A 20678-nucleotide genomic window follows, 5' to 3' on the forward strand; every position below is an offset into this window, starting at 1 on the left:
TAAAATCACCTAGAAAGTAAAACTCTGCCCCTTCGCTCGACGTTGACGAGCAGCTGGCGCTTTTTTGTTATTCAGTTCTTCGTCTAATGCTCTAAGGCATGAATAGGTAAATAACCATGTGACAGGAAATTCTCGTTGCAGTGCCTTTTGTAATTTGCCATGGGCAGCTACCAGAGTGACCGAAGTAGCTCCAGCTTCAAAAAAATTATCCTCAGGGTGTAAATCGGCAAGCTTCATCGTTTCGCAAAGAATATCTTTCAATACCCGTTGCGTCGGAGAAGAATCACAGTGGGGATGTACTTGCTTAAACTCAACAGCAGGTAATGCTCTGCGATCAACTTTTCCATTCACGCTCAAAGGTAAGGCAGGCAAAACAACGAAGTTATGCGGAACCATGTAATAAGGCAGAAATTGAGCGACATATTCTTTTAGAATTTTGGTATCAAGCGCAGAGGAACTCCGAGCAACAACATAACTAATCAGTACACTCTGGCCTGCGTTCTTTTGTACTTCTACTACCGCACGCTCAACCGCTAAATGTGACTGCAACACCTGCTCTATTTCACCCAGCTCGATCCTGTGCCCGCTGATTTTGACTTGATGATCATTACGCCCAAGAAACTCTAACGTTCCATCTTGCCAAAACCGAGCTCTGTCTCCCGTTTTATATAGACGTTCTTGCCCAAGCATAACGAATGCGGCAGCAGTTTTTTCCTCATCACCCCAATAACTTTTTGCCAGTCCAGCCCCGCCGATATAAAGATCCCCCTCAACCCAGTCAGGTCTGTCACTCATATATTTATCCAATACGCGATAATATTGATGTGATAATGGCTGACCATATGGTATTGAAGCCCAGTGACTTGGAACATGATCCGCCGATTGCCAGTTGGACCAAATAGCAGCCTCTGTGGCACCGCCTAAAACAACGACACGAGCATTGGGAGCAATTGCTTTAATACGTTGCGGGAGACTAAGTGGTGCCCAATCACCACTCAGTAGGACCAACCGCAATGAGGCGGGGAGTTGCAGGCTTTGGTTTTCGCACCATGTTACGAGCATCTCTAACAAAGCAGGCACAGAATTCCATATCGTTACCTGACTTTGATGCAACTTTTGGTACCAATGTTCTGGATTTCTCTCACTGCCCTCTTCAGGAAAGAGAACACTTCCCCCGGACAACAGTGGCATAAAAATATCATAGACAGATAAATCGAAATTCAGTGCGGAGAGGGCAAATGTGCGATCTTCGGGAGTTGCGCCAAAGCGTTCCGCCATATCATCAAGCGTATTTCGCACTGCGCCATGTTCCATTTCAACCCCTTTGGGTACCCCCGTCGAGCCTGATGTGAAAATAATATATGCCGAATGCAATCCATCATATGTCACCGCACCCGCTTCAATCTCGCTCTCCTGCTCCCGAAACGGCCCGATAGTCATAGTGGCAAGCTCACAGGTATTCGCGATGGAACCCGTGTCGCAGTGCAAGGCCAGCACGGGCTTCGCTTGTCCGATAATATTTTTATAACGCTCTGGCGGAGTATCGACAGACACCGGTACATAAACCGCACCAATCATATGACACGCGACAACTGCTGCAACTTGCCCTGCCCCTTTCGGTAGCATGACTAACACACGGTCACCTAAAGCGACCCCTTTCTGCTGCATTTGTTTGGCCAATACGCAACACCACTTGGATAGCTCTTCATAAGTCAGGTGATCACCGTTCCCGTCAATAACCGCAACACGATTCTTAAAACGAAGCATATTATCGATAACCGGCTGCTGCAGAGTATGCGCCTCAGTAGAACAATGCTCATCGAAGCAATGAATTTTCCGGCGTAATGTCTTCTGGTCAGCAGGTAATGTTCGTACTGGTGGCTCAGACCAAACTGCGTCCTCCCATGCCAATTTTTTCAGGCACCGAAGGTATTGTTCCAGCATCACCTCAGTCGCGGTTACATTAAGGGCTTGCCTAGAGATATCCCAGTTAAACAGCAGTTTTCCATTTTCTTCTCGAAGCTGGTGATCAAAGGTTACTTGGGGTGTCTGACTTAACCCGTACACTTCTTGCCAGCCTAAAGATTCAAAGTTTGTACTTTCTTCTCCCATCAATAGACTGGTAAACACAACTGGCATGAGTGCCCCAGAATAATTCTGATTCATGCGAGCTAATTGACGAAGCAAATCAACACCGTCAACCAAACTATATTCTATTCTCTCAAGCAATTTGTCCTGTACCAGTCGAACCTGCTCGATAAATGGCAACCTCATATCATCAAAGTCGATAAGTGTATTATTGGTAAACTCACCGAGAATTTGCTGTACCTGCTCATGAACTGGATGACGATTGAATAAAGTAACGTTGAGCGTAAGTGCCTCGTTGGCGCTCCAGCGTGACAGGGTAACAGCAAACAGCGTCATTAAAGCCGTCGATGGTGTGACATTGTACTTTCGGCAACGCTGCTTAAAGGCCTGCCAATAATCAGCGTCCACCTCACCTCTTAAACGATGGAACCCTGCCTTGTTTTGATCATGGGCTGCAACAGGGAGCTTGGGGGCAGATGGTAACGTTTCGAGTACGCTGTCCCAGTATATTTTCGCTTCTGATCGCCGCGACAAAAACTCGTCCCCGTGCACATACTGCAAATAGTCTCGGAAAGTCACTTCAGGAGCCGCTGGCAGCGTATGCTTGTCTATCAGACTAAACCATTCACGGAACAGTAACTGACAACTCCACGCATCAAGCGTCATCAAATCAATGCTCGTGTGAAGACGCAAGCCATGTTTATGCAGCGTCGCTTTAATATCAAACAATGGCCATTGATCCGCCGGCCGAATTTGCGACTCCATCTCCGAACGAATATCTTGCAGAGCCTTATCCACTTCTTCGTTTGATGCCCCGCGAAGATCACGACAAGAAATAGTGTAGAAAGGTACTTCCTGCAATACTTTCTGATAACCGTCGTTAGAAATAACGGTGCGCAACATATCATGGCGCAGAACTACCTCGTTGAGTGCCAATTCAGTTGCCTCAAGGGTGGCTGTTGGATGTTCGAGCTCGACGTAGGAATGAGCGGCTACACCCCCTAAATTTAATACTTCAGAACGTCCTACCAAATAGGCCTGCTGAATCGGCGTTATCTCAAATGGCAGGAACCTCTCCGAATGGTTATGTACAACCCCTTTTATTGCATCTTTCTTTTCACTGGCTTGAAGTTGCTCAATCAGCGCGGGTTTATTCTGACGTAACGCTTGTTTTAACGCCTCATCCATTGCTCCTTTCGGGGCCCTGAACTTAAGCTGTCCAGCTTCTTGCCAAATTTCAATATGACGCTCGGCAAGCGTATTTAACAAGTTGGTCATCATCATAGCGCTCCCTCCTCAAACGACTGGGTGAAAGACAGTTGTGGCTGGGACGTTGGACCCGCAACACCACCGACCATGCAGGATAAAAATAACTGGGATGAAGATAACGACAGCGCCTCTCTAAGAAGCTCTGGGCGAGCATCACCGATTTGGCAAACAGAAAGCCCATTCTGGTGAGCCGACATTTCGAGTAATTGGCAAATAGCACCGGTTTCAATCAAACCAAATGGCAAACTGGCCTGTTCATACAAAGGAGCAATAGCCGACATTTCAAGAACAAATACCGCCATGAAAGGGGCATCACCCACCCAAGTGCCATTACCAATGGAAAATCGACTAAAGAGCTTATCTGGTAGCTCATTAGCAACACGTTGCAATTGGTGTGCATCAGGCTGATAGTAAAAAGCCCCGGTCATCTGTTCCGTTTCGAATTTTGGATTTATCAACAGATAAGTTTGCACCGCTTGCAGGCCGCCGGCGGATGCATAATTAAACTTTCTCTGGTCGTTTGAAAAGTAACTACATATTGGCTCTAGCCATCGCCCCAACTGTGCTTCAGTAAGTGGACTAGCCTCGAAAGTTCGGCCACTCTCTCGGAACCACGTCAAATCAGGTTGGTCAGACTGGGGCAGTGATATTTGCTGCTTTAGATCATCACGAATTACCATGCGTGACTGTTTAAACAATAAACGTGCATTTTGATCTTTCAAAGATTGGTGGGTTGCAAAATAGCTATTAGCAATAGCTTGATCTGCGAACCATTGCATCTCATTCGGTACCGCGTCATTTTCAACAGGCGTACAATGCTGAGCAATTAACGCTATGATAGCTTGCACGGTCGGGCTACGAGCTAAATCTGGAAGCTTAGGTCTAAAACCAAATGTCGCTTCTATATGTGTGGCAATTGCTATCAAATCCACCGATGTCGCACCAAGATCAAGTAATGAGTCGCGAGTCTGTATCGACGGCTGCTTTAATACATCCGATAACAAACTCAAGACTTGCGGAGTCATATCCGTAACTGACGAAGTGGTATAACTCGGTTTGGCTGCGTGCTCAGCTGACGAATGCATACTCTGTAATGCAGAGCGATCAAGCTTTGCGTTTGCAGTCAAAGGCCAATGTGCTAAGAAATACCATGCAGCAGGCACCATGTATGATGGCAACGCAGCTTGGCACTGTTCAATCAATTCGGCTTCGAGTCTCTCATGGCCAATTACGAACGCAACAAGCTGCATTTGATGACGTTCACCAATAGCAACGACCATGGCATCTTTAACCTGTGAGTGCTTGTTTATTGTCGCCGCGATCTCACCTGTTTCAACCCGGAATCCATTAACTTTCACCTGGTTGTCTTCCCGCCCTAGAAACTCAATCGATCCGTCATCATAGTAACGCCCATAATCTCCTGTTTTGTATAGAAGAACCCCAGTATCTGGGTGTGGGAAAAAGCTCTGGCTCGTTTTTTCTTCATCCGCAAAATAACCGGAAGCAAGCCCTTTCCCGGCAATATAGATCCCACCCTTTTTCCGAGGTGGTGCAATATTTAACTGATGATCAAGAACATAAACTTGTTGACCACCAAGCGCATAACCATAAGGAACACTAGTCCATCCTGGCTCTACCTGTTTGATAGCGTAATAGATTGACCAAATCGAGGCTTCCGTTGCACCACCCAAGCTGTATTGGTTGAGTTCAGGCCAAAGCTTCCAAGCCGTCTCCGGCAGATCCAACGGAATCCAATCCCCACTCATCATCACAGTATGTAACGGAATTGCTGGAGCCTGCTTAGGATGTAAGGATACATAATCCACCAGCAAGGCAAACAGACTCGGCACGGAGTTCCATACTGTGACCTTATGCTGGATGCACAACGATGCCCAATGAGATGGATCCAATGCGAGTTCTTCGCTAGGTAGTACTATAGTGCCACCCTGACCGAGTACACCAAAGATGTCGTATACCGATAAATCAAAGTGCAGGGCTGAAATAGACAATGCACAATCTTTATCTGTGATATTAAAACGCGAATTAATATCCAGCACAGTATTCATGGCTGCCTGATGAGAGATCATCACCCCCTTAGGCATACCCGTCGAGCCAGACGTGTAAATGATATAAGCCAGTTCATCAGCGGTTAGACTTAATGAGCTTCTCAAGCTTGCCAGATCACCGGACAGTGTCATATCAGCACAAATCACCGAAATATCCGAAGGCAGGCCAAGATGAAGCTGACCTCCAATCACGACTCGCGCCTTTAAATCAGACAGTATTTTATGTTTCCGCTCTTGAGGCTGTTGAGTTGAAATGGGAACGTAAGCCCCACCGGCAATAAGAATAGCCAAGCATGCTGCCACTTGTGCCGGGCCTTTAGGCATCAGAACAGGAACAGGCTCTCCAGGACTCAGTTCTACCTGGTTAAGCTGCTCAACCAATGCCGCTACTGTTCTCGCTAGCTGCCCGTGTGTGGTAGTTTGACCACCCTGGATGATCGCCGCTTCATTAGCATGCGCTGACCAATTTTGAAGCCACAGTGTCTGTAGCAAAACATTAGGCTGATCACAATGAGCTTGAACCGCCAAATCAGATGAAACAGGTTTAGTCGCCTGATAACACAACCTACCCAATGAACTTTTTTCTGCCGCAACACCATGAATAGATGCGATAAAGACATCCATCATGGCTTCAATCATTTGATTCGGGAATACACCTTCTACCACGTCCCACTGAACTAGCAGCTCGCCAGACATTTCAGTAATCTGGTTGTCTAATAATACTTGGGCAGTCTGACCTCGGGCGTGCACAGGATGACCGGGTTGTAAATGCTGATTTTTCAGCAAACGCGCATCGTTTTGAGTCAATGTGCTTGTAAACACAACGGGCATCAAAATACCCCCAAGCTGGCTTGCCTCAGAAGCCATATCGGACATAACACTCATTCCGCTATAGTCTTGATGCTCTATGTCATGCCACAGCTGCTGTTGCAGTCGTTGAGCCCGCGCCAATTTCGTCTCAGCAGGCCTCATGTCCATCTCAAAAATCAGGGTATTGGTAAAATCCCCTACCAAGCGGTCCACATCAGGATGGAAAGGCTTACGGTTGAACATCGTCATATTGAGACAAAAGTGAGCATTCTCACTCCACTGTGAAAGTATCTCTCCAAACAGGGTTAGCAACAATGCCGACGGTGTTAGCCCGGCCTCAATACAGATATCTTTGACTTGCTGCCAAGTATCCGAATTGACCGTTCTGATTAAACGATCAAATGTCGGAACACCCATATCCTCCGGCGCTAAATTCAATGGCAACGCGGGTGCTGCAGGAAGTTGTGCAATTTTATTTTTCCAGTACGCCACATCACGTGGGTCGACTTCCTCTCGTGACTCCTGTAGTACGTAGTCACGAAAAGAGAATTCTATCGGTGGCAAGTGCTCTTGCGGCGAGTGATAAAGCACTGCGGCTTCATCCAACAAGGTCAAAAAACTTTGTTGATCCATAATAAGCAGATCAAGGCCAAAGTGGATTCGCCAACGCGAGTCGGGCAAGCGGGTGAACTCCAAACCAAATAATGGCCATTGCTCATGAGGACGAATGTCTGTTGCGATACGTTGACGAATATCATCTAAGCTAGATTCATAATCTGAACAAGCAACCAAGTCATGAACGGTATATGCCAAATCAGGAACAGAAGGTAATATTTTTTGTTCCTCATGATTGAGGATGACGCAGCGCAACATTTCATGCCTATCAATCAGCTGCAGCCACGCAGCATGGTAAGCAACTGGATCGAGGTCAACACAATCCAGCTCATAATAAAATTGACACGGTAACCCGCCGAGCGGAAGAGCTGTACTGCGACCTAACAGGTAACCCTTCTGTATTTCAGTGAGAGGGAAAGGATCAAACTTTTCTTGTTCCGTACTGGCTGCCATCGGCTTCGGTTCCGACACTGCTAATAGCTGTTGCAGCAATTCTTCATCACTGACATTGTCATTCATAATACTCATACCGAAGCTACCTCTCGTGACTGACTCTTTTTCTGCTCGATAGACTGGGAAAGCCCAAGCCTTTCTTCGCTATTCATTTGATTTAACTTTAAATATAGTGATGATATCCGCTCAGCCTGCGCAGTATCCGCGAGTTGAACGGCCAACTGTCGAGGCGTTCGGTGACGGATAAAATCCGCTAACCCCATCTCAGTCTTATAAATACTTCTCACTTTGGATAACATGCGCACAGCAGCCAATGAATCTCCCCCCGCCTGCAAGAAGTCATCCATCACATTGACACTTGTTAAGCCGAGGCTTTCTGCGAAAAACAGGCATAAACAGCGTTCAAGATCTGACTGTGCGCCACTGTTCTCTTCCAGCACTAAAGCCTGTACATCCGCTCTCTCTTCAGTCAGTACTTGGCTAATAATGGCTTGGCGCTTTTCCAAACCGAGGCAAGATACCATCGAATAAGGTAGCTCTAATCTCATGAGGTCATCCATTATCGCAGCACCTTGCTCAATGCCGATTGCACCTAGCAAGCTTTCTTGGAACAACCCTTCTGAAGATTCAAGACTTTCTCCCAACGCACCGGCTGGAAGCCATGCATCCCATGCAATTGTTTGAATCAGAGGTGACTCACTCTGACCTTCCGCCAGAGCGTTCAAGAACATGTTTGCGGCACCATAATCAGCGCAGCCAACACCTGATATTTCTGAGGTGATAGACGAAAATAAAACAAGGTTCCGGCAAGACAATCGACAGAGCCGCTCTTTGACATACCATGCCGCACGAGCCTTGCAATGGACATTACTGTCTGTATTTAGCGGATCAAGCTGGCCCAAATCTTGGTTGATATAACGGCCAGTCAACAACCAAGCGCTGTCTACCGAACCGTGTTCTGTTTCAATTGAGGCGAACAACTTTTCAAGGGTATCCACATCACCGAGGTCTCCCTGGTAGTAGCTCAACGCCGTTTGAGATTGTTCCAGTCGTGCTTTAAGAGAAACAAACGCAGGACGCTTCTCGAGTTCCGTGTAAGATGAAAAACCAGTCAAGATTAAGTGCTCGGTTGTACCGGCAAAACGATGGCCAAGTTGCAGCCCAATTCCACCCGTTCCCCCGAGCAATAGCACGACCTTCTTTTTCTGTGCTGATGTATCGGCAAGTTGTTGCGATGCCTCTGCTTTTTTATCAAACGGCACCGAAATCCACTCTTTATGCCATAAGCGCCCGAACCGCTCTGCAACATAGGGGAGATCCAATGTCTTAACGGCCTCGCTAGGCACTAATTTCGCAATAGTGTGCCAGTTAAGCGATTTCTCAAACTCAATCGTGTTCACGGTAATTGATGGATACTCAAGCGATAAGTTTCTCGCGATTCCAATCGCCAACGCCCCTATCGGATTCACAGGCTCACTACCGATCACTGTGTGCAACGCAGGAATGACCACCGTAAGGTGTCCTTGCCATTCACGCTTTATTAACTCACGAGAAAGATATACTAATGCGTCATAGCCTAGTTTTTTGCCTTGCTCAAATTGCTGAGCTGCCTCCTGCATTGGCCAAGCAAAAACAATATTACGACAATCATCGAGGCGCTGCCCAAGCTCTTCGAACAAAGTGCTAAAGTGTTCCGGCTGGGACGGGTTAATATGAAAATCTAGCTCAACCCTTTCAAAGTCTTCAGCTGGATGTACACAAATCCCCTCAGCCACGCTCTCGTGGCTAGGCAAGAAATAAAGTGTATTTTTTAGTACATCAGACGTTGTCTCTGCCGGTACACGCCAAAGCGGAACCGGTGACCAATTCGCCGTCTGTACCCACTCAGATTCTGGCAAGATTTCCTGACCTGAGGCAACCTCATCACTTGTTGTCAGAGTAGCCGCTTGGGGAAGCATGTGTTCTTGTCGAACGAACGGATAGAGCGGCAGCGGAATACGCTGTCCGGACTCAACCAGCGTAGGCGAAATATCCCACCCTTCGACCCATAGACGAGCCAAACAGGTTAGCCAGTCTTCATCTTGTTGTAGATAAGAGCTAAGCGTCTGTGCTGTCTCAATATTTTGTTCCTTGCACTGAGAACGAACCAGACGAGACAACACGCACCCAGGCCCTACTTCAATAGCCTGAGCTTCTGGATATTGAGTCGCCATTGACTGAATATTGTCACTAAAGCGTACTGTTTCTCTAAGGTGTCTTACCCAGTATTCCGCCGAAAGAGCAAGATCCGGATCGTGTAGTTTGCCCGTCACATTACTGAACACCGGAATGCAAGGAGCTTTAAATTGGATTTTCTCACAACACTGGCTAAATGACTCCAATACAGGATCCAGCAAATGAGAGTGGAATCCGTGAGAAACATTAAGACGCACACTGTCAATTTGGAGAGCTGAAAGCTGAGCGGCTAACGCCTCAATGTCTGCAGGCTGGCCTGATATCACGCAACGGTCTGAACGATTAATAACCGCTACAGAGAGCTTGGAACTTAGCAGCGAGGAGAGTTTCTGTGGCGAACATGATACCGACAGCATAGCGGCTCCAGGAAGGGCGCTTACTAGTGAGCCTCGCTCATAGACTAACTGCAATGCCTCCTCAAACGACATTACGCCTGCAATTGAGGCGGCAACATACTCGCCAATACTATGTCCCAACATGGCAACGGGCTGAACACCCTTTTCAATCAGTAATTCCGCAACTCCATACTCAACAATAAACAAGCATAGTTGCGTGTTGAGGGTAGCTCGAAGCGCCTCTTCATCATTGCCAAACATCACTGTACGAATGTCATACCCCAACAAGGGTTGCAAGTAGAGTGCGGCAGTATCAATACGGTTGCGGAAGGAGCTCTCATGCAGATATAAGCTGTTTCCCATGCCTGCAAACTGGCTTCCTTGGCCCGGGAAGAGAAATACCGCATCTCTCCTTTGGTGTTTCTCTGTTCGTACAGAACGAAGTACACTCTCACCAGTTAACCACTGGGCGGCATCTTGTTGCGAGTTCAACACCGAGGCTTGCCGTTGAGCTAAGTGCGTTCGTCCCGCCCACAAAGTATATTCTGCATCCGCCAAACTATCGGGGGACTGTCGAAGACACTGTGCCAAAGACCGACGCTGCAAGTTAGCCTGCTGCTCTGTATTCGCCGACCAACACAATACATGCGGCCGTTCATGCTTGGCTGGTTCTTGAGTTCGCAATACAGGAGGACCACTGATAATTGCATGAACATTCGTCCCTCCAATGCCAAACGAGCTAACCGCAGCAAATGGGACTTTCTGATCCTCTGCCCAAGGAATACAGTGCTGATTAAAGTGAAAACGACTCCCTTCCAGCGGCAGCTCGGGATTAGGCTGGCTGAAATGACAGAGCGGAGCGATCTGGCGCTCTCTGACTGTAAAAATAGCCTTGATCAGCCCAATAACACCTGAGACCGTATTGAGATGACCGATATTGGCTTTAGAGCTCCCCAAATAACAGGCTTGAGAAGCTTCACCATAAATATGTCGAATACTTTCAAACTCAATCGGGTCACCCAAATGGGTTCCTGTACCATGGGTTTCTATATACCGAATATCATCGGCACTCAGACCACTTAGAGCTAACGCCTCGGCAAGTACGGAATTTTGTCCTTTTACACTTGGGGCAGCCAAACCAGCCTTATCAAAACCATCATTATTAGCGGCAGTGGCATGAATCACAGCATGTATGGTGTCTCCACTTTCAATCGCATCATCAAGACGCTTCAATATCACTGCCGCAGTACCATTACCGCCAATAATACCGTCGGCAGTCACATCAAACGGGGCGACTCTCCCTGTCGGTGACATCGGGCCTCCCGGTTCAGCGGCGTAACCTGATTCAAGGTCTAAACACACCGCAGCCCCACCAGCCAAAGCCATATCACTTTCGCCTTGCAACAATGATTGAACAGCCAAATGTACAGCAAGCAAACCACTAGAACAGGCACTCTGAACACAAACGGCCGGGCCTTTCAAGTTCAGGTAATACGCTGTTTTAGTCGCGATAAAATCCTTATCGCTATTAACTAGCATGCGGAAGTATTCAGCCCCACCTTGATGATAACTGTGCGGTTTGACGTGCTTAGTCACATAATCATTGAACCCGGCACAGGCAAAGACCCCCGTATTCAATGCGTCATCAGATTGACCATACCCTGCATGCTCCAAAGCATGCCAGCTTGTTTCAAGAAATACGCGTTGCTGAGGATCCATCATCTTCGCCTCAGCAGGCGATATACCAAAGTGCGCGGCATCAAAGCAGGTAGCTTCTTTTAATGGAAATGTTTTATCCACGTAATGAGGAGAGGAACTCGATATCTCCTCTGTAACGGTTTCTATAGCGCATTTTCCGTTTTTGACGTTATGCCAAAACTCTTCTGCTGTTTCTGCGCCCGGAACGCGGGCTGCAAATCCAATAACGGCAATTGCATCACTATTATTCATGTATCTTTACCTCAGACATTGAATTCTGTTCGATTTTGTTTTGACGTCTGCGGCGACGCTGTCCCCTTGCTATCGCTGACAAGGTACTACTGTCTTGTTTAGCCTGACTGTCATAACTGTTGGCAAGTTGCTTTAATACTGGGTTGGCAAATATGTGGGAAACCGATTTTTCTACACCGGTCAAAGTCGTTAAACGGGAGTTAAGTGCCACGGCTTTTAAAGAGTCACCTCCCAACAAGAAAAAGTTGTCGTTAGATGTCACGCATTCAATTTGTAATAACGCTTTCCATTCGTTAGCAATCATATTTTCGAGCTTGTTCAACGTCCCCTCAACGGCTGATGGCTCGGCCTTCACATCGGCTAGTCGCTTTTCTATCGCCTGCCGATCCACCTTGCCGTTCGGGGTAACGGGTAACTGACTCAATACGACAACTCGACGGGGAAGCATATATTCGGGTAGGCGATCACTTAGCTCTCTACGCAGATCAGCAAGCTGGAGATGATGTTCATTGGTATTGCTAGTCAGTGCTACTCCAATTTGTGGGCTATTTCCCGCATTCAGCACCAACGCGATAGCTTGATTAACGCAATGTAGCCGCTTGCATTGCGCTTCGACCTCACCTAATTCAATACGTTGTCCATTGACTTTAACTTGGAAGTCTTCTCGCCCGACAAACTGTATCTCTCCATCGTGGCGACGATAGCCCAGATCCCCCGAGCGCAACAGACGACTCTCTTGACCCGGAAGCTCAGCATTCACATCTGTAAGCACGCGCCGTGCCGTCAACTCAGGTTGATTGCGATATCCTTTCGTTATGCCTATACCCGCATGACCTATTTCACCGACTACACCTTCGGGACAAATTTCAAGGAATTCATTGAAAATATACTGTCGGGCGTTTAGAGCAGGCGAACCATAAGGAATCGCTTCACCCAACTTAAAACCATCCACGGATATCTCGTGAATAATATCCAGCAAAGAGACTTCCGTTGGACCGCCAACACTCACCAAACGACAGGATGGAAGCTTTTCGACTAAGGCCTGCACCAATGACGGGTCTATCCAATCACCTCCCATCGAAATCAATCTCAGTGACTGGGGCAGTGGCTTGTTGGCATGTTCACAAGTACTGACAAGCATACTCATAAACGCAGGCACAGAGTTCCAAGCCGTCACTTGATAGTGATTCATCATCTGAATCCAAATATTTGGCTCGCGCTTATGCTCCGCTGCTGGCATAACCAGTGCGGCACCAGAAGATAGGGTGATAAACACATCGAATACCGACATGTCATGATGAAATGCCGAGACACTCATGGTGCGATCTCGCTCGGTAAACTCGAACCGCGCTTTTAAATCACTAATACGGTTACAAATTCCCAAATGCGTTATTTCGACACCTTTGGGTTTACCTGTTGAACCTGAGGTATAAAGAATATAAGCAAGCCCGTGCTGATTTATCCCTTTTTCAGGTGCCGACAATGCTGTCTCAGCCAGCATCAGCTCACTGATAACTAATTGCTGAATCGACGAGGACCAACAAAGCGCAGAACTTTCTTCATCGACAAGCAACAGACCTGCACCACTGTCTGTCAGTATTTCTGTTCGACGATATTCAGGTTGTTCGGGGTCAATTGGCACATAAGCCATACCTTGGCGTAGCACCGCCAAGATACTTGCCACACATAATGGTGTTTTTTGCATGCATATTGCGATGCTCTCTGTACCACGAGGCAGTAATGCGGCAATTTTCTCTGCAACAGAAAGTAAATGCGCATAGCTCCAGACTTCATTTGAAGTAATAAGTGCGTCTAATTGCGGATGATTACGCGCCTGTTGCTCGAACATTTCAAACAAGGAAGTGACAGCTAATTCCGCATCGGTGGCATTTATCGCCAGCAAAGCCTGCTCTTGACGTTCCGGCAACGGAAGGGTTGCCGGAGCCATCCATCCCTTGCCCACACTCAAGTTTTCAACAAGAGCGATAAAGGCAGCAAACATCTCATCAATTAACAGCGGTGGGAACATCTCTTCCAGGACATCCCAAGTTAGTTCCACTCCCCTGGCCGACACCCAATACTGACAGTCAATCCATACTTGCGGCGTCTGTGTCCGCATCTCATTGACTCGCCCGAGTTTACCGAGATGATCATGCAAGGTTTCCTCTTGATGATCAGGCATAGTAGTAAACACATACGGCATCAATACGTTGTTACCTAAATCACGCAACAACTGAACACCGCTCACCAATCCATGCTCCAGCTGTTCCCAAAGTGTTTGCTGTAAACGCTGGGCGTAATCTGCAAAACAATCTTGTTTATTGCGCTCGCATGGAAGCAACGTAAATGAAGCAAACTCACCGATAATATCGTTGACCTGCGGGTGCAGCGACTGACGGTTAAACCTTGGTACATTTAAAGTGATATTTTGATGTTGACTCCAGCGGGATAACACCAGTGCATAAGCCGTCATTAAAGCACTCGATGGTGTCAACTGATGATCTCTTACCTGATCCTGAAACTGCTGCCACTGTTCAACAGTGATGAAACTACGTCGACGCTTCATTACACTCTTCCCAACATCCTCGGCCCGTTTCGCAAGAGGCAACGCAGGAGCTGGGTATAATTTCGGCAGCTGGCTTTCCCAATAGAGCTTCGCTCTGGACATCTCTTCGGATTTATCAAGTTCAGACAGCGCATTGATATAATGAGAGAAAGTCAGCCCCAACACCGGAAGACTGGCATTAGGGTTTTGATATACGGTAAGCAGTTCTCTGAACAAAATCTCGTAACTTGCCCCGTCAACACACCAACCATCAAGCAAAAAATGAATGACATATTGATCGGTGCATTGGTAAACATACACAAAATGTTGAGGCCACTGTTCAAGGCTTCTCGATGAATTCCACAGCGTTTCTCGTCGCTCTTCGATATACAGACGACACTCTGCGCCAGACATATCAAGCATCTCATGCTTAAAGTGAGGCTGTTCCGGCGAAGCAATCACCTTCTGCTGACCGTCTGTTGTCACGACCGAATGCAGGCTAGGATGACGATGCATGACAGTTCGCCATGCCGCTTGTAAACGTTCTACATCCAGTTTTTTCGCTTCAAGTTCAAAAAAGACTTGTATCGGCATTCGCCCGGCAACCCCGTCACCACGCCCCACCCAATATGCCATCTGCATATCAGTAAGCGGAAATGCGGTATGAAGAGTGGCTAACTCCGCATCCACACTGTGAGATTGAGCCGTTACGGGTTCAGCAACAGTAGTATTGTTCGTCACAAACTGTTGCAGTCCAGAGAGCGTTTGCGCTTTCAATACATCAGTAACACTAATACGGATACCTAAACAACGTTGCAGCTCTGTCGCTATGCGGCTTGCCAGCAGAGAGGTTCCTCCCAGAGAAATGAGGGAGGCAAATGGATCTTTTTGCTCCTCAGCCACAGCTAGCGAATCCCACCATGTTCTCTCACAAATAGAGTCGCGTTCAGAAGTAGAATATCGCTGGTGTTCTTTGCATTCAGCTATTGACGCCTTACCTATACATTCCGGCCAATACTCTTTATGTGTAAAGGCATATTGAGGTAAACCCCATACTCGCGGTAGTGGACCGTCTACGGTTGGTTTATTCCCTCCACTCAGGAAGGCTTTAATATGATAGTCCGCGCTATCTACTTGTTCACCGTGGCAAGTATTGTGACACTCGACCTCTTTCAACGTCTTCAGTGCCGTTGCTATATCGGGACAGAAAACTGCGGCGCGCCAAGGCAAAGATGCGCAACGCTGGAGGGCTGACGCAAGCAGCAATGACAAACTATAAGTACCGGCAAGAGTCGGTAGTGCCTGACGCCATTGCTCGATTTGGTGTCGTAGCGCGTCTTCACTATGTGCACTTAAAAGCAACCACTGGCAGGCTGGTTGAATCAGTTCTTCCTCATTTTCCTGCACCGAGCTCAAAATAGCGTGCGCATTTGTGCCACTGAATCCAAAGGAGTTGACCCCACCATAAATCACGCTTTTATGAGATAAAGCCTGTGTCTCTAACGGAATAGTCAAGCGGCTCGACTCTAATGTTATGTGGGGATTGACAGCACCAGTCATCAGTTGAGCTGGCCATTGCTTGAAGTGCAACGACATCGCGAGCTTCAATGCACCAGCCAAACCTGCCGCCGCTTCGAGATGGCCAATACATGCCTTCACGGATCCTAACGCACACGGTGAATGGCCATTGTTTTCGTTAATAAACACGTTTGCCAATGCATTAATTTCAATCGGGTCACCAAGTGGCGTCCCAGTGCCATGACATTCAAAAGCAACAATCTGCTCGTGATCAAGTCCCGCTTTTTCTAGTGCACTTGTAACCAGCAAACGCTGACTCATCCCATTCGGAGCCGTAAGACCGTTACTGTGACCATCTTGATTCACCGTGGTGGCACATATATTTGCTATCGGTGTTACTGGATAGGCCACACCAGATCGCCCCAAAAATAAAGTGACATATCCTTCAGAGCGAACATAGCCATCAGCATGTTCAGCAAATGTATGGCAGCGACCCGATGGGCTCAGCATATTGCCGTTTTCTAACGACTGGGCATACTGAGGGTCAAGAATCACATTAACCCCAGCTACTAAAGCATAATCACACTCACCGGATGACAAGCTTTGGCATGCCTGATGCAGAGCAACAAGGGATGATGAACAGGCAGTATCAACCGCCCAGGCAGGTCCGATAAAATCAAATTGATAAGCGATCCGCCCCGCAATGACTGATAGCGATGTTCCTGTTCCAGAATGAATATCGCTCGGACTATTATCTCTCAGTAACAAACGTTGAAAATCTTGGGCGCTCGCCCCAATAAAGACGCCTGTTTTGCTTTTCTTTAGCTGTAACGGATCCATACCCGCATTTTGTATAGACTGCCAACAGGACTCCAGCAACCAGCGTTGTTGTGGATCCATAGCACGAGCTTCAGCCGCAGAAATTCCGAAAAAGTCAGCATCAAATTGAGCATGGGAACCAACTGTTCCAGCCTTAAACATAGGCCTGGATGTATTTAACCCAGCTTGCTGCGCCAGTTGATAGAAACAGTGTTCTTCTGGTATCTCTCCAACACTCACTTCTGCCCCACAGACGACTTTCCAAAAGGCTTCAAGGCCGTTTGCTCCTGGTACATGGCAGTCAGCCCCCAGTATGGCAACCTGCTCCTTGGCTGTACTATCAGCAGATGAGCTATCATCACGGGGGATATGTGTTTTCTTACACGTGCTTTCTGAATACGTTCGCTCTTCCAACATAGCCATTAAGCAGGCTTGCAATGCTTGCAAGTTCGGGTAGTCATACAAAATAGTACTCGGCAGAGGTAAGGATAACTCGGTTCCGACTCTGTCAATAAATACCACTCCCATCGCCGAGCTCATACCCAATTCTCTAAATGGAATTTGGGGAGAAATAATATCTGCTGGTAACTGCAATTGATCTGCCAGCACGTTAATCAATGTATCTTTCAGTTGTTGGAAATTCATTTATCGCTCCACGTTTTCCAATTCCCGAGATATCAGGGCGAGTATTAGCTCTGACTGCTCATACAGGTGAGGAGAGCTAAATAGCTGTTGCAAAGATAAGCGATAGCCGAAAGCTTTTTCGATGCCGCTAGAAAGTCGAACCGCCAGAAGCGAATTACCGCCTAACTTGAAGAAATGCGATTGCTCATTCACTGATACCGCATCAAATAAACCTTGCCATATGGCAATGAGCTTAATCGCCACCTCATGTCGTTCCGTCTCCTGACATGGTTTTTGTTCTCTGGCCTCTTGCTCAATGCTTTCCCGGACCAATGCTAATGCTTGTTCACGATCAACCTTGCCATTTTGACTTAGCGGCAAATGTTCACACCGTATGAAGCGTACCGGGACCATATATCTCGGCAATTGAGTCGCTAATTTCGCCGAAAGTTGAGCCTCAGCAAAGGAATGACCGGTATAGGCGGCTAGTAAAGTCGCACCAACAAATTCATTGCGGTGAATTAGGACAGCGGCACTATCTATTCCGTTGACTTGCAAAAGCTGAGTTTCAATTTCTGTTAATTCAACACGGAACCCATTTATCTTCACCTGGCTATCTTTTCTTCCTAGGAACTCAATCGCGCCATCTGGAAAATAGCGCCCCAGATCTCCCGTTCGATATAACGTTTGTCCGGATGGATGATCGACAAACTGTTCAGCGGTACGCAGGGGATCATTCAAATACCCCTGAGCTAAGCCGTCACCAGCAATATGAATCTCGCCAATAGCCCCTGTTAGGCACTCGCGCCCCTGCATATCAAGGACGTAAAGCTGTTGATTTGACAAACCGTAGCCATAAGGAATAGAGCGCCAATCAGGATCGATATCATTGACTTTGAAGCAGTTTGACCAAATCGAAGCTTCCGTCGCGCCTCCCAGTGAAATCAACTCAGCTTGAGCACAGGCTTTCTTTAAATGCTTAGCTAATGGCAATGGAATCCAATCTCCGCTGAGCATAATCAGCCTCAAAGAGGATAACGCTGGCAGATCTGGCTCTGAAACCATCGTCAGCATGTGTAGAATTGCAGGAACAGAATTCCACACCGTGATGTTATGCTCCTTGCATAACTGGATGAGAAGCGACGGCTCAGGCCGTTCTTCTTCACCCGGCAGAACCAGCGTTGCACCAACACTCAGAGTGCCAAAAATATCTTGCACCGACAGGTCAAAATAGATTCCACTCACACCTAGCACTCTGTCGCTTTCATTCATGGAGAAACGACGATTAATATCCTCGATGGTGTTAAGCGCTGCGCCATGGCTAATCATGACCCCTTTGGGTTCACCGGTTGAGCCTGATGTATAGATAACGTAAGCCAAACGCTTGCCATTGTTCACCAGTACTGGTGGTTGAGCTTTCTCCATCAGTAGCGTTTGAATCGAGATGGTTTGCGACGAATGCTGCTCCGTTTGGGCAATCAGCAAGCTTGCACCGCTGCGTTTCAATATGCTGTCGATACGTGCTTTAGGCCAGTGAATAGAAAGCGGCAAATAGGTAGCATTACTGAGCAATACACCATAAAGCGCAATCACTTGTTCGATAGATTTCGGCAGATTAACCGCAATAATGTCGTGCTCTGCCACTCCCCGCTTAGCCAAGCCTGTTGCAACTGACTGGGCTTTGCTCAACAAGTCACCATAAGAAATGCTTTGATTGCCAAACTGTACTGCGATACGTGTTGGAGTTCGCTTTGCTTGGGCTATGAAATCACTACAGAGCAACTTTCCGGCAGTCACTTTAGGGCCTTCAACCCAAGGTTTGAGAGACTGATTTTCTGAGCTGCCAGGATATGCGTCTTGCCACGCTGACTCAGAAGCTATCAATGCATCAATAATGCGTGATGACTCTTCAACTAAAGCTTCGATAGTTCCGGGTTCAAAAATTTCCTCTACACAATCCCAGTAGCAGATTAATCCTTCATGGTTTTCGATAACCTGATGATCTAGCCAAACTTGAGGCGTCTGCAAGTGGCTATCCAGTAATTCAAAGCGATGCATATCCGGCAACACCTCATCCAACTGACCCGATTGCAATCCGCTTGTGAATACAAAAGGCAATACCGGATCATCGCTGGCGCTTTTTTGCTGAATACGTCGCATCAACTCAACACCAGGTATGATTGCATGACCCAAACGCTCCGTTAGGCAATCTTGCAAGCACTTGACTTGATCCAAAAACGTACTGGTTGGATGGCTCTCGATTGGCACGGTATTACTACAATTACCTGCCATTGCCTTTAACTCTGGATCAGTAAACGGCCGAAAGTTAGCCAATACATTCAAGGTAAAAGAAGGCTCACTACTCCACCGCGAGAGCGCGGTGGCATAGACAGCAAGCAGTACAGCATTTGCTGTTACTCCATACTTACTTGCAACGTGGCGTAAAACCTGCCATTGCTCCATACCCCAGCGGCGTGAATGACGTTTAAAAACAGCTCTTTGTCGAGATTTCCCCGTTTGGGGCAATGCTGGTGAAGGAGGTAATAACGGCAACATTCGTTCCCAATATTCCTCACTGACAGTCGCATTCGGTGTACATTGAAGCGCTTGGGTTGCCAGAACATAGTCACGAAACTCTAACGTTCCGGCAGACTGATCCACCTCGACTTTTCCGTACCGTTCAACCAAGCCACGCAACAGCATCGCTAACGATGGGCCGTCGATGATGTTCAACCGAATCGTTACCAGCAACCGATCGGAGTCTGGTCTTCTGATTAAGGTAAAACGAAACGGCTCACCACCATCCAGTGGTGGTAATTCATTCAAATGCTGGCGTTTTAGCTCTGAACACAGCTCTTCACACTCGGCAGGCGGTAATGCCTTGAAGTTCCTAACATCTAAACACCAGTCATCATTCAGCGGCATCACTTGTTGGCGGTTATCTTCGAAAAATTTCAGGCGTAAAACCGGAAAATCCTTTATCAGTGCACGGATCGCTGACTCGAGACGATCCGAGTCCACATCATGCAAGCGGTACTCATGATAAAAGCAAGGAAGCGTACTTTGCTTTAAACCACCACATTCACCGACATAATATGCCTGCTGAATAGGCGTCATCGGAAACGGCTGGTAGGCTTCGCCAACATGCCGACTTATACTTGGCAGCGCTGGTAAACTGTCTTGCTTTAACTCAATGACCAAACTCGGCTTATGCAATCGGATGGCTTGCTTAATTTCTTCGGTCATGGCTCCTTTAGGGGCAGAAAACTTCAGTTGCTCCCCCTCTAGCGACAATTTAATACTACGTTCATCAAGCATCTGCTTTAACACATGCAGTTCCATTGGTTGTTC

5 protein-coding genes are annotated in these 20678 nt (G+C 47.4%); all 5 read right to left on the reverse strand.

What is annotated here, in order from left to right:
- Positions 1-9: 9 nt before the first annotated feature.
- The 5 genes from L4D19_RS00325 to L4D19_RS00345 are packed head-to-tail and all read right to left on the reverse strand — an operon-like array spanning position 10 to position 20657.
- Entirely contained in the window at positions 10-3372 is a 3363-nt protein-coding gene (locus L4D19_RS00325; RefSeq protein ID WP_428450647.1) for a non-ribosomal peptide synthetase, read from the reverse strand.
- Positions 3369-7376, reverse strand: coding sequence for an amino acid adenylation domain-containing protein (locus tag L4D19_RS00330; protein WP_428450648.1), 4008 nt, complete (start codon positions 7374-7376; stop codon positions 3369-3371). Before L4D19_RS00330 ends, L4D19_RS00325 begins: the two co-directional genes overlap by 4 nt.
- Positions 7373-11821 (reverse strand): type I polyketide synthase, encoded by a 4449-nt coding sequence (locus L4D19_RS00335; protein WP_428450649.1) that lies wholly within the window; start codon positions 11819-11821, stop codon positions 7373-7375. Before L4D19_RS00335 ends, L4D19_RS00330 begins: the two co-directional genes overlap by 4 nt.
- A complete protein-coding gene (locus tag L4D19_RS00340; protein ID WP_428450650.1) occupies positions 11814-17348 on the reverse strand; it encodes an amino acid adenylation domain-containing protein in 5535 nt (1844 codons plus the stop codon). The genes L4D19_RS00335 and L4D19_RS00340 overlap by 8 nt, the downstream gene beginning before the upstream one ends.
- Positions 17349-20657: a non-ribosomal peptide synthetase gene (locus L4D19_RS00345; RefSeq protein ID WP_428450651.1), complete on the reverse strand. Its 3309-nt coding sequence runs from the start codon at positions 20655-20657 to the stop codon at positions 17349-17351.
- Positions 20658-20678: the final 21 nt, after the last annotated feature.

The sequence above is a fragment of the Photobacterium kasasachensis genome (assembly GCF_050336885.1).
GTDB classification, from domain to species: domain Bacteria; phylum Pseudomonadota; class Gammaproteobacteria; order Enterobacterales; family Vibrionaceae; genus Photobacterium; species Photobacterium kasasachensis.

What these genes read in the sequence shown, in the direction of transcription:
- L4D19_RS00340 (WP_428450650.1), bottom strand. Translation starts at nt 17,348, where the DNA reads ATGAATTTCCAACAACTGAAAGATACATTGATTAACGTGCTGGCAGAT.
- L4D19_RS00325 (WP_428450647.1), bottom strand. Translation starts at nt 3,372, where the DNA reads ATGATGATGACCAACTTGTTAAATACGCTTGCCGAGCGTCATATTGAA.
- L4D19_RS00330 (WP_428450648.1), bottom strand. Translation starts at nt 7,376, where the DNA reads ATGAGTATTATGAATGACAATGTCAGTGATGAAGAATTGCTGCAACAG.
- L4D19_RS00335 (WP_428450649.1), bottom strand. Translation starts at nt 11,821, where the DNA reads ATGAATAATAGTGATGCAATTGCCGTTATTGGATTTGCAGCCCGCGTT.